Source organism: Nonlabens sp. YIK11 (genome assembly GCF_001413925.1).
Lineage (GTDB): Bacteria > Bacteroidota > Bacteroidia > Flavobacteriales > Flavobacteriaceae > Nonlabens.
Genome location: NZ_LBMJ01000001.1, coordinates 1 through 13,319 on the forward strand (window position 1 = coordinate 1; position 13,319 = coordinate 13,319).

Here is a 13,319-nt window from a genome sequence, read left to right on the forward strand (position 1 = left end):
AGCCCAAGCCTGGTAACCATAGTAGGACCAAGAAATCATGGTGGAAAAGGCAAACATTACTACTGCTAGGGTCAATACATATGGGAACCAACTTATTACAGAACAAATGCATCTGAAGTCAACAAGATGGCATCTGCATCTGCAAGACCAGCGTTTGCTGGATCGACATTTCCAGTGATAATCAATACCACCGCTGTCATCGTACAAACTACTACGGTATCAATGAATGGCTCCAATAATGCTACGAGACCTTCACTTGCAGGATATTTTTGTTCTTACCGCAGAGTGTGCAATGGAAGCAGATCCAACACCAGCCTCATTTGAGAATGCTGCTCTTCTAAATCCTTGTACTAAAACACCAATGGCTCCACCAGCAACACCTTCTGGACTAAATGCTCCATCGATGATCTCTGTAAATGCAAATCCTATTAGGTCATAATTAGCTATGATCACCCAGATGGCCGCCCCAACATAAATTACTACCATGAATGGTACAATTTTTGTCTGTCACTTTTGCAATGGATTTGATACCACCAATGATGACGATACCCACAAAAATGGCCATCAATAATCCAAATACCCAACGATATCCAAACATGAAGGATTCTGATCCACCTGTAATATTTTCGACCATTTGTGCTGCCTGGTTGGCCTGGAACATGTTACCACCACCAAAGGATCCACCAATACACATAATCGCAAAAAGAACAGCAAGAACTTTACCTAATCCAGCAAGACCCATGGATCTCAAACCTTTAGTCAAATAATACATGGGACCACCATAAACGGTTCCATCTGGACCTACATCACGATATTTTACACCTAGAGTACACTCTACAAACTTAGAAGCCATCCCTAGAAATCCTGCAACGATCATCCAGAAGGTTGCTCCTGCACCACCTACAGAAACTGCGATGGCAACACCTGCAATATTTCCTAAACCTACGGTTGCAGAGAGTGCCGCGGTTAAAGCTTAGGTAGGACCAAGAAATCATGGTGGAAAAATCAACATTACTACTGCTAGGTCAATACTATGGGAACCAACTATTACAGAACAAATGATCTGAGTCAACCAGATGGCATCTGCATCTGCAAGACCAGCGTTTGCTGGATCGACATTTCCAGTGATTTAATAATACCACCGGCTGTCATCGTACAAACTACTACGGTATCAACTGAATGGCTCCATAATGCTACGAGACCTTCCACTTGTCAGGATATTTTGTCTACCGCAGAGTGTGCAAGGAAGCAGATCCAAAACACCAGCCTCATTGAGAATGGCTGCTCTTCTAAATCCTTGGTACTAAAAACAATGGCCACAGCAACACCTTCTGGACTAAATGCTCATCGATGATCTCTGTAAATGCAAATCCTATTAGGTCATAATTAGCTATGATCACCCAGATGGCCGCCCCAACATAAATTACTACCATGAATGGTACAATTTTGTCTGTCACTTTTGCAATGGATTTGATACCCCAATGATGTGACGATACCCACAAAAATGGCCATCAATAATCCAAATACCCAACGATATCCAAACATGAAGGATTCTGATCCACCTGTAATATTTTCGACCATTTGTGCTGCCTGGTTGGCCTGGAACATGTTACCACCACCCAAAGGATCCACCAATACACATAATCGCAAAAAGAACAGCAAGAACTTTACCTAATCCAGCAAGACCCATGGATCTCAAACCTTTAGTCAAATAATACATGGGACCACCAATAAACGGTTCCATCTGGACCTACATCACGATATTTTACACCTAGAGTACACTCTACAAACTTAGAAGCCATCCCTAGAAATCCTGCAACGATCATCCAGAAGGTTGCTCCTGCACCACCTACAGAAACTGCGATGGCAACACCTGCAATATTTCCTAAACCTACGGTTGCAGAGAGTGCCGCGGTTAAAGCTTGAAAGTGACTAACCTCACCATCAGAACTTTCATCCCTAATGGTGTCCTTAATATCTCCATCGACAGTGATCTCGTCACTTACCTCGTCAATATGATCTTCAAGACTGTCTACCTTATTAATGTCAACACCGTTGGCAATACCATCTTCTCCATAAAGCATTTCTGCTCCATGCTTTTCAATGTCCTCGTATTTACCACGAACCACCTGAATGGCTCTCCAAATCCCTGAAAAGTTGATAAATTTAAAATATATCGTAAAGAAGAGCGCTCCTAGGATTAATGGGAAAAGCACCCAATAAACTCTAGTAAATGGTGCAGAGGCTACAATTTCCCACACTAGAACCTGGAACTATATCCGTTGTTGCGATTTTGAATGTACCGCCGTCAACAACAATATTTGGATTAGCTGTTTTGAGCTCAATCTCCTCTGCGATTTGATCTCCAGAAAGAGAAATTCTGTTGACGTTAAGAGAATCGTTTTCTAAAGTATATCTAACACCATCTGGGGCATTGAAACTAGGTACCGCAAAACGATCATCTGGATCACGTATCGCGAGTCTATCAAGAACATCCAGTTCAATAGTCATTTCATCTTCAACCGTTCCCATTGGAATTTGATAAAAGACTCCTGCGACATAATCACCAGTGGCCCAACCAAAGGCGTCATCTATCTTTTCGTCAATTCCTTTTTCTTCTTGTTGCTCTTGTGCAAACACAGCCGTTGAGAGCATCAATGCCATTAGCGATAGGACAATTTTGTTAAGATTTTTCATCTATTAAGAACTCGTTTTTTTGATTAAGCAAGCAAGATGCATAAAAATCTTGCCTTTTAAAAGTTTTGTTAAGAAATAGTAAAGCTATAGCAGGCTACTCGTGAATTCGATAAGATTTTTGTAGCTGGGCAATCTGTTGGGAATTTCCCACAACGATGATTTTAGACCCAGTACCAATGACGGTTTCTGGACTTGGATTTACTACATATTCTCCGTCAGGAGATTTGTACCCTATAATAGTACAGCCCGTTTTTTGACGCAGGTTGAGATCGATGATAGTACATTTATTCTGGTGGTCAAACATCTGCTCAAATGAGACCTGTTCCAGATTGACTCCATCATCACCACCATAGCTCAAATTATCCCAGAATTCAATCAAATCCGGACTTACAATTAGTGATGCCATATGCTGGCCTCCTATTTGGTCTGGAAGTATGACATTGTCAGCACCAGCGAGTTTTAGTTTTTTATAACTGGTTTCTTCACTGGCTCTAGAAATGATTTTGAGATCCTTATTTAGCTGTCTAGCACTCAAAACAATAAAAAGATTGTCTGCATCGTCTGGAAGTGCCGTAATCAGAACAGATGCCTTATCTATCCCAGCAGATTGTAATACCTCATCCTCATTAGCATTACCGCGGTAGAAATACTTGTTATCGAGCTGGCAATCATCAATCACCTGTTGATCCTTTTCAATGATTATGAAATCACGCTTGTAATCCTGTAGTTTAGCCACTGCCTGTTTCCCATTACGGCCGTAGCCGCAAACGATGATGTGATTTTCCATAGAGTTAAGATATTTTTTCTTTTCGCGAGCTCTTCTTGCCTGTAGCGAGTTTCTAGTTAGCAGATATTCGGAAATTACAGATACTGAATAACCCACTATCACCACACTAGTCAAGATGATGAATATGGTGAATAGTTTAGCTTCTGGACTAGGATCTCCTATCTCACGATAACCAACGGTTGTAATAGTGATCACCGTCATGTACAAGGCATCAATCCATGACAAGCCCAGCATGAATTTATACCCTAAACAACCCGTTACCATGACCGAGGTTAGAAGGCTTATCGCTATCGTTATTTTGTTACGCATAGTGGTGCCTATAAATCAAAAACAGAACTGCGTTTGACATAAATCAAATCCTTTATGCGCAACCAAAACGCCATGATCAAATAAACTGCAAATCCAGCTCCTAGAGTAGCAAATGTAAAATAGATGAATGTGATGCGCACATTACGTGCACGCATGCCCAATCGGTCTGCCATACGTGTGCTCACATAGAAACCATACTTTTCCATGTAATGCCTTAATTCTGTAACAACGCCCATATGTCAAATGTACTCTATAGAACCTAATATTTCCTAGCTATTGACCGCTCATTAATCGTACACCTATATCGCATTTAAGACATAAATTCAGATCACAATAATTGGGTTTGAGCTGCAGCACAGCCTGAGATTCCAGAGCAGTTTTAATGCCAATCAATTTTTTGAATCCTTGTGTCACGGTATTTTTTTCCATAGGGATATCTCTTATGATTCCCAGCAATTCATCGGTTGTATCTTTTCCATGATGGCGAGCATAGGCAAATTTGATGGGCACGATGCAATTGATGATCAACAGGTCGATAAAGGATTGTGTTAAGACCTTTTCTCTAGATTCGGTTTGTTTGTCAAATACATGATGTGTGTCCCAATATTTTGCAGCTTTCACGTCAAACAGCGCGCTAATTTCTGCTTTGGATTTCGCCAAAATGACCTGAGCAAGCAGCATAGGATTTCTATGATACAACATAGCAAGTTGAGATAGGCGAATGGTTGGATAATTTGCTGGTCGCAACCTGAAAAACTTTAAATCTGTTGGTATAGGTTTTAATCGAAATTTCGCTTTCGCGAAAGCGAACTCCTTCTCAAGTAGGCTAAAATATCGATCTTCTCGCGGTGTGTCCAGCAATCCCGATAAGCCCATCAAAACAGATTCCAGCTGGAAAGCGTCGGCAGCCAGTTTACGCACTACAGATTGATCCATAGCCGTTGCGATTTGCTCAAAAGCATCTGCATTTACCTTAGTCCCAAAACTGCGCGCCAGCATTTGGAAAAAGGTGGCTTCCCAGTCATTATTGTTCTGTTTCAGGCTTTTCTCTATGCGACGGTAACGCTGCTCCAGTCGCTGAATGTAGACCTTTTCCAGCCACATATCAACCTGAAAAGAATCCACCTGATGGATGAGTTTCTCACAATTGATGAATTGATCATTTTTGTAGGCGAATAGCTTTGTGTAGGTGAGAATCGCGTCATCAGGCACGTATGTCGATACCTCAAGGACTGGTATATCGATCTCACTGCGCCTCGTGATCTCTGCATCGTGCTTCCAGACCACGTGTAGGATGACGTTGTCATAAGCTGGATCATCATCATGGCCATGCTTATACCAGTCACTGGATTTTACATGCATCTCTACATTTCCAGCCCATAACTGACCATCGATCTCGACCTGTGCATTGAAAAAATCTGGTCCGGAATGGTGGTTATGATGCCCTAGGGTCTTGATCACTACCAATTGATCCTTAGTGGTACGCAGCTGTAGACCACTTAACTTTTTGAACTTCCAGAGGTAATGGATAAAATCTTCCCGCATGTGCCACTAGGTGAATGGACTAAGTTAAGAAGTTTTAGGATTTACAGCTCGAGGTATGAGGAATGAGGAATGAGGAATGAGGAATGAGGAATGAGGAATGAGGAATGAGGAATGAGGAATGAGGAATGAGGAATGAGGAATGAGGAATGAGGAATGAGGAATGAGGAATGAGGAATGAGGAATGAGGAATGAGGAATGAGGAATGAGGAATGAGGAATGAGGAATGAGGAATGAGGAATGAGGAATGAGGAATGAGGAAAATTTAAAAAATCGTGCTCACAAACTTGTGCTTAGCTCTAGTGAATTTGAGAGTTATGCAAATTTTTGGGCTTGGGAACTGAAAATAGACAATCGGCCAACTGGCAACAGGTAACCGACAACTGGTAACTGATAACTAAAAACTGGCAACGGGCAACAGGCAATTTACTCCAGCCAGCCTTTCTCTGCCATCCATTCATCATTAAAGAATTTACCAACGTATCTGGAACCATGATCATGGTAAAGAATGACGACAACATCATCTTTGGTAAATCCAACTTCTTCATGAATTTGCAACAATCCTTTGATGGCTGCGCCGGCACTGTTCCCCAGAAACATTCCTTCTTCTTTGGCCAGACGACGCGTGTAGACAGCCGCATCCTTGTCAGTGACTTTAGTAAAGCCATCGATCACTTCAAAACGCACGTTTTTGGGCAAGATATCCTCGCCTATTCCTTCGGTGACGTATGGGTAGATCTCATTCTCGTCAAAAATTCCGGTTTCGTGGTATTTTTTAAATACAGATCCATAGGTATCGATTCCCCAAATCTTAATATCAGGATTCTTGCCTTTCAAATAGGTCCCTACACCAGAAATGGTACCACCAGTACCGACTCCTACTACAAAATGCGTCACTTTACCATCAGTCTGTTCCCAGATCTCTGGACCAGTATTCATGTAGTGCGCTTTACAATTCGACGGGTTGTCATACTGATTCACGTACCAAGAGTTAGGAATTTCCTCGCTCAACCTCTTGCTGGTGGAATAATAGGATTGCGGATCGTCTGGAGCTACATCGGTTGGGCATACATGCACCTCTGCGCCTACCGCGCGTAGTATGTCCATTTTTTCTTTGGATTGCTTATCGCTCAACACACAGATCAATTTGTATCCCTTTATGATCGCAGCCAGCGCAAGACCCATTCCTGTGTTACCGCTGGTTCCCTCAATAATTGTCCCACCTGGTTTTAGACGGCCGTCAGCCTCTGCATCTTCAATCATCATGAGTCCCATGCGATCTTTAACGCTGTTGCCTGGATTGAAGGTTTCATATTTGGCCAGAACCAGACAAGGTAGGTCCTCAACCAACTTATTCATTTTTATCAAAGGCGTGTTGCCTATAGTTTCCAGTATATTTTCAGCGTACTTCATGATCTTATTTTGCGCTGCAAATTTAGGATTTTGCAGCAAGGTTTGCAGGTAAAACCTACAGCTTATTTCTATGGTTAGGAAGGTTGATGGTTTCGCTTTCCTGCCTGACCGGCAGGCAGGCGCGAAAGCGAACTAAAAACTTTCTATTCAAAACGCATCGCCTTGACTGGCGAGATGCGACTAACGATATAGGTAGGAATGATAAGCACCAGCAGGCAAATCACAAAAGTGCCCGCGTTGAGCACCAGCACGTGCCACCAAGAGATGTACACAGGAGCTTCGGTTACGTAATAGGTCGATGGATCCAGCGTGAGCGGTGCAAAAAAGTATTGTAATCCTACCAAGCCCAACCCAATCAGATTGCCCCAAAACAAGCCTCGCAGAATCAAGGTCATGGCATTGTAGAGAAATATTTTACGTACGGTCCAGTCTGTAGCGCCTAACGATTTAAGCAATCCAATCATACCAGTACGATCTAAAATAAGCACAAGCAAAGCGGTAATCATATTGATGATTCCAACGATCAAAATAATCGCGATAATCCCGTAGACATTACTATCCAATAAAGCTAACCATTGAAAGATGGTTGGATACTGATCTTTAATAGTCCTGGCATCGAGAAGCTGCGGAACCTGTAAAAAGACGTTCCTTCCTATCTCATCAACGTTTCCAAAATCATCAATGAACACCTCAAATTTTCCTATCTCACTGTCATCCCATTTATTGATTTTTTGAATGTTGCGTATGTCGCCTACAATGAATTTGGTATCATATTCGGCCAGGCCACTATCGTAAATGCCTATGACATTGAACGCCCGTGCAAGAGGTTCTTCATTTTCCTTCATGAAATAGGTAGGTGCCTTATCTCCTACCTTGAGCTGTAAACGCCTTGCGATGTCATCAGAGATTAAAATATCTTTTGAGGTAGCCTCTTGAGATACATCTGGTAAAGATCCTTCAATCAGAAAATCTTTGAAGCTTTCCCAGCGGTAATCGGTTCCAACACCTTTAAGGATAACGCCTTCAAAATCTGTCGCCGTCCTGATCATGGCTCCTTTAGTCGCCACGGCTTGTACATGCGTGACCTGCGGCACACTTGTAAAATCAGGATAAAATTCTTGGTTGATATCAATAGGCCTGACGGTCGTGATGGAGTTATTGCGATCAAATAGTGATATGGTAATGTCGCCATTGAAAGCGCTCACCTTTTCCCTAATCTTTTTTTGTAGGCCTACACCGGTCGCAACGGCGATGATCATTACAATCATTCCTATGGCAATGGCTGCAGTGGCGATTTTAATTATCGGCGCACTTACGCTATTTTTATATTCTGTACTATGCTGTACGCGACGCGCTATGAAATACTCTAGATTCAATACTTTTCCTTCAATTTTCAAATATACCATAATAGCTTTTGCTTTGGTGCTTACTTCCTGCGATGCAGGCATCAATAACAAGAATAAAACGCAGCCCAATGATATCGTAGATCTGGATAACAACACAATTGATAGTACTAGATTGTTAAAGCCCTTGCAAAACAAACCTATTCCTGCTGCAGACCAGCTGGAAACCTGGATTCAAAAGCTGAATGGCAAACGCGTTGCCATCGTGGGCAATCAAACCAGCGTTGTTAGCAGTAGTTCCATCAAAGAGCGCCGTACATGGGATCAAGCCATTAAAGTACGTTATGTTCATCTCGTGGACACGTTATTATCCAGAGGTGTAGCCGTAAAAAAAGTCTTTGCTCCAGAACATGGTTTTAGAGGTGATGCAGACGCTGGTGCCGCGATTGCAGATGGTGTGGACAAAAGGTCTGGCCTACCCATTGTGTCATTATATGGCAGCAATAAAAAGCCTACCGCAGCACAGCTAGCAGATGTCGATGTGATACTGTTTGATATTCAAGACGTAGGCGCCAGGTTCTACACCTACATTTCTACCTTACACTATGTAATGGAAGCAGCTGCTGAGCAAAATAAAACGGTTTACATCCTAGACCGACCTAATCCCAATGGCCATTATGTAGATGGTCCTATTCTCGATAGCGATCATAAGAGTTTTGTAGGCATGCATCCCGTACCAGTGGTACATGGCATGACCATAGGCGAGTATGCGCAAATGATCAATGGTGAAGGCTGGCTGGAATACGGTAAAAAAGCAGATCTAATTGTGTTGCCTATAAAGGATTATACTCACGACACGCCATACGAGCTGCCCATCGCGCCATCGCCTAATTTGCCTAATGCGCAGTCCATCAACTTATATCCCAGTTTGTGCTTTTTTGAGGGTACTGATGTAAGCGTAGGTCGCGGCACAGACATGCAATTCCAAGTGTATGGCTCACCGTCACTGGCAAAATACCGAGACTTTGCTTTCACACCTACGCCCAATCGTGGTGCTAAAAGACCATTGTTCAACGGTAAAAAATGCTTCGGTGTGGATTTGAGGGATTATCCCAAGCTGGATCGATTGAACCTGGAGTTTGTGGTAGACGCTTTCGCGAAAGCGCCCTACAAACAATCCTTCTTCAATTCCTTTTTTACAAAACTCGCAGGTACCGACCTATTGCAAAAACAGATCGAGAAAGGAATGAGTGCGGAAGAAATTGCAGCCACCTGGAAGGAAGGCCTTGAAGATTTTATGATCACCCGAGAGAAATACCTATTGTACGACTAACCAAAACTTTGTGCCTATGGAATCCTTTTTTAAAGAATCCACCTATCGAAAATTGCGGGAACGGTTGCAAAATATAGATGCCAGCAAGTCGCCTGAATGGGGCAAAATGGACGCGGCGCAAATGCTCAAGCACTGTCAATTCCCTATTCAAATTGCCATGGGCAAGGAAAAGGTTGGTTTAAAATCTAATTGGCTAGCAAAGGTGTTTTTCAAAAAATCACTGTATTCCCCAAAACCATTTCGTAAAAATCTGCCCACAGCACCTTCCTTAAAGGTGGCTGATCCTAAGGATTTTGAAAGCGAAAAAGAAAAACTGGATCAATGGATGCAGGAACTTTGGTATGATCGTCACAATGAGAATCGTAGACCGCACCCTGTTTTTGGAACATTTTCTAAAGAACAATGGGGCATGCTGCAATGGAAGCATCTGGACCACCATTTCAGGCAGTTCGGGGTTTAGAATCTTTTTCCAACAAATCATGGTGAAATGTTAGTATGGTAGCGATACTTCTTTGATCTAAGCGTTGCAAGTGGTTGATGGCTATATCTAGATTCTGCATCATCCTATCAAACTTACCGGTCTTAAACATTGACCTGCCGCCATTCTCAAAATTACCGCCATCGATAATGGCATTTTTGAGATCGTTCACCGTGTCAATATTAGGTAGCGGGATGAATCCTTCATCATCAAATGATAGCAGTCCTTTATTAAGGCCTTCAAAACAAATGGCTACCTCATCACTTAATTCATCTACCTGAAACTGTGTTGCCTCACTATCATTTTGCAAGGCATAAAGTTTCTTATAAATATCATTTTTTGAGGTAATTAACCTTTTATAAAACTTACTTATTTTGTTATGCTGCGCGTAGTAGGCCAGCAACTCATCCTCATTCTTATTGCTTCTTGCTATTTTATAATAAACCGCAAAAAATTCTCGATCCCAGTCGGTAAACGTGCTCGACATAAGATCTTCCCTATCAGTAAAAACTTTGTCGAAGAGCTCCTGCATTTGTCTCTTCTTGTAGGTTTTATCTCGATAAGTAAATGTTTTATGCTTGCTTGTTCCAGATGCAATTTCCTGAATACTTATTAGGTTTTTTTCCAACTCGTCAACTGGTTTCATCAAATCTTGAAGTCTTGTTTTAAGTTGTTGAATAACCATTTCAGCATCTTCAATTTTACTGGATAATGTGATAAGTTCAGTTCTATCAGGTGGATTTACAAATCGATCTCTGAAAGTGTTACAATACTCTTCCAACAATTCTGATCCTGCAGATTCTGCCTTGATGAAGTACTGAAAGTCGTTTACCGACAATTCTTGACTAGGTGTCTTGTTGAAATAATTCTTATAGATCAAACTAGTTAGAGCTTGCTGAAGCTCTTCTTTTTGCTCAAACAGTATCCAGGCAGATCTATCATCAATATCACATTTGATAAATGGGGTTTTTGCATTGGTTTCCCTGTGATCATTGGGTGGATGACTGGCATACATACTCACCACGGAATGTTTTGAGCTCTCAAAAAAGAGTTTGCCACCTCTTGAATCCTTTGGCATTTGATCTATAGATTTGACCATTACCTGTTTCGCTTTTGCTAAAGCAATATCATTATGTGTGTAGATATTATCTACATAAAGATCTTTTTGGCTTGCCAGATAGGCATTCTGTACGGTGACGTTCCAACAGGCAGAACCGTGATCGAGTTTCCACAAAGAAGATATTATTGGCTCGCTACCCGTAGTGCTAATAGCCACTTTGTCGGCATTGAATTCCATTTCACGGCTTAGGGACGAATAAACAAAACTCAACAACTGATAGAATAATCCTAATAGTTGGCGGATCAACCAAATAAGAGGCGTTATTATCCAGGCAGCAGCAGCGAGTCTTAAGTCGGTTGAACGCCATTTATCCAAGGCTTGATCCCAAGAATCTCGCGTATAGATCATATCGTGAATAATAGTGTTTGCCGAAATAATATAACTACCAATTTTCATACTGTTCTGTGCAAAATGACCAAACTCGTGAGCAATAACCGCTTTAAATTCTGTCATGTTCAAACATGCCACCAACCCGAAACCAATTGTCAAATTCTTGCGCGTGGGAAATATTAAACTGAGCCATAGGTTTGAGTACGATACATAAGCATTGACGTCTGGATCGATGTAGACATATTTAGGTTTTGGCGCTCCAGTCTCTTTACATATTTGCAATACAAATTCCTTAAGTTTTGGGTTTTTGATTAACTCTACTTTTATTCGGTTTTCAGGCTGTACATTCCTCAGTTTAAAAAGGAATTTGAGGGTAAAAGCAAATAACATCCCGGCGCCAGCAATGGCGCCCAATTTGAGCAGTATAGGGTATAAGCTTATACTTACATCAATTATAACTGCTTGATAAAATAGCCATAGGGTGGCAGCGATAAGACCCAAATACAATAGAAAAAAAACAATAACAGCTAGGATAGCTAACGCGGCTTTAACCTTATAACTAATAGGTAGCTTTGTAAAGTTTTTAGGTATAGATAACGGACTAGGTGGATAGAAGTTTGCTGTAGAACTCATTATAATTGCAATGGTAAAACAACAAACATAACTAATCAATCGGAGAGTTTCTTACTGAAAGATTGGATCAAAGTGGTTGATATTCGATGTGTCTCTATTCAAAAGTCGATTTAGACTAGACGAGTAGGAGCATTTCAACACAACGATTTAAAAATGGTAAAATCTGATATCAAAATCTAAATTATCATCTACTTATAAGAATTTGATAGACATGATACGGCAGCAGAAAGACAATCGCCTCCTTTCACTTGGTTTAAAGATCATTCATTCAACATCTGCCACAATCGATCTTTCAATTGCTGGATGTTGTATTGGCTTATGGCGCTTATGAACATATATGGAGCGCCGTCAAAAGCGCCTTCATTGTCTAAATGTTCCTTCATCTCAGCCATTAATTCCTCATCAAGCATATCAGATTTGGAAATCGCAACGAAGCGTTCTTTATCCAGCATTTCTGGATTGTATTCACGCAACTCGTTAAGCAGAATTTGATACTGTTCGTTGATATCCTTAGCATCTGCCGGGATCATGAACAATAAAGTATAATTACGCTCAATATGACGCAGAAATCGGTGGCCTATACCTTTACCTTCGGCAGCTCCTTCAATAATTCCAGGGATATCTGCCATGACAAAAGTCTGAAAATCCCGATACTCCACGATTCCTAAATTGGGCTTTAAGGTCGTGAACTCATAGTTGGCAATTTTAGGCTTTGCCGCGGTTACAACAGACAATAATGTGGACTTACCGGCATTGGGAAATCCAACCAATCCAACATCTGCCAGAATCTTAAGCTCAAAAGTTACTTCTAGTGCTTCACCTTCAGTTCCTGGTTGTGCGTATCGTGGCGTTTGTCTGGTAGAACTTTTAAAATGCCAGTTTCCCTTACCGCCCATGCCACCTTCTGCAATGATGAATTCATCACCGTCATCCAGTACTTCATGAATGATCTGACCGGTCTCTGTATTCTTGATCACGGTTCCTAAGGGTAGGTCGATATAAATGTCCTCACCATCTTCACCAGTACGGCGCTGTTTAGCACCATTACCACCTTGCGAAGCCTTAAAATGTCGCTTGTACTTGAAATGATACAAGGTCCATAAGTTTTTATTACCTCTAATGATAATGTGTCCTCCACGACCGCCATCACCACCATCAGGACCACCTTTATCAATATATTTTTCACGATGCAGGTGCGTGCTTCCCTTACCGCCACGACCGGATTCCAGATGAACCTTAGTATAGTCTACAAAATTTCCTTCAGTCATGGTTGTTTCTTTATCGTCCGTAAACAGAACGTGTATTAGTTAGAAATCACGAATCGCAATTTCGGA

General features: G+C 41.6%; 9 protein-coding genes and 2 pseudogenes. 2 read left to right on the forward strand and 9 right to left on the reverse strand.

The genetic code is table 11. The annotated features are described in order from the left end of the window. From AAU57_RS00005 to AAU57_RS00040, 7 genes and pseudogenes are all read right to left on the reverse strand, one after another. Positions 1 to 973, reverse strand: a pseudogene (locus AAU57_RS00005) (alanine/glycine:cation symporter family protein); the annotation flags it as partial. After that, a pseudogene (locus AAU57_RS15345) lies at positions 969 to 2,697 on the reverse strand (alanine/glycine:cation symporter family protein); the annotation flags it as partial. The pseudogenes AAU57_RS15345 and AAU57_RS00005, both read right to left, overlap by 5 nt. Before the next feature lie 94 nt (positions 2,698 to 2,791). Then, positions 2,792 to 3,793 (reverse strand): potassium channel family protein, encoded by a 1,002-nt coding sequence (locus AAU57_RS00020; protein ID WP_055410968.1) that lies wholly within the window; start codon positions 3,791 to 3,793, stop codon positions 2,792 to 2,794. A gap of 8 nt (positions 3,794 to 3,801) precedes the next feature. Beyond that, positions 3,802 to 4,029 carry a PspC family transcriptional regulator gene (locus tag AAU57_RS00025; RefSeq protein WP_055410969.1) on the reverse strand — a complete coding sequence of 76 codons (228 nt, stop codon included), beginning with the start codon at positions 4,027 to 4,029 and terminating at the stop codon, positions 3,802 to 3,804. A 37-nt stretch (positions 4,030 to 4,066) separates the two neighbouring features. Next, positions 4,067 to 5,338, reverse strand: coding sequence for a DUF2851 family protein (locus AAU57_RS00030; protein WP_055410970.1), 1,272 nt, complete (start codon positions 5,336 to 5,338; stop codon positions 4,067 to 4,069). 423 nt (positions 5,339 to 5,761) lie between these two features. Next, entirely contained in the window at positions 5,762 to 6,748 is a 987-nt protein-coding gene (locus AAU57_RS00035; RefSeq protein WP_055413611.1) for a PLP-dependent cysteine synthase family protein, read from the reverse strand. Positions 6,749 to 6,891: 143 nt separating this feature from the next. Beyond that, entirely contained in the window at positions 6,892 to 8,154 is a 1,263-nt protein-coding gene (locus AAU57_RS00040; protein ID WP_231717738.1) for an ABC transporter permease, read from the reverse strand. Here AAU57_RS00040 and AAU57_RS00045 point away from each other — a divergent pair. Further along, a complete protein-coding gene (locus AAU57_RS00045; protein WP_231717739.1) occupies positions 8,105 to 9,424 on the forward strand; it encodes an exo-beta-N-acetylmuramidase NamZ domain-containing protein in 1,320 nt (439 codons plus the stop codon). The genes AAU57_RS00040 and AAU57_RS00045 overlap by 50 nt on opposite strands. A gap of 16 nt (positions 9,425 to 9,440) precedes the next feature. Then, on the forward strand, positions 9,441 to 9,884 hold the full coding sequence (locus tag AAU57_RS00050) for a DUF1569 domain-containing protein (RefSeq protein ID WP_055410971.1): 444 nt from the start codon (positions 9,441 to 9,443) through the stop codon (positions 9,882 to 9,884). On the opposite strand, the gene AAU57_RS00055 is transcribed toward AAU57_RS00050, so the two are convergent. Both AAU57_RS00055 and obgE read right to left on the reverse strand, forming a co-directional pair. Then, positions 9,865 to 11,985, reverse strand: a complete 2,121-nt coding sequence (locus AAU57_RS00055) for a M48 family metallopeptidase (protein ID WP_055410972.1) — start codon at positions 11,983 to 11,985, stop codon at positions 9,865 to 9,867. The two genes, AAU57_RS00050 and AAU57_RS00055, sit on opposite strands and share 20 nt — an antisense overlap. 260 nt (positions 11,986 to 12,245) lie before the next feature. Next, positions 12,246 to 13,253, reverse strand: a complete 1,008-nt coding sequence (obgE, locus tag AAU57_RS00060; protein WP_055410973.1) for a GTPase ObgE — start codon at positions 13,251 to 13,253, stop codon at positions 12,246 to 12,248. Between the last annotated feature and the right edge of the window lie 66 nt (positions 13,254 to 13,319).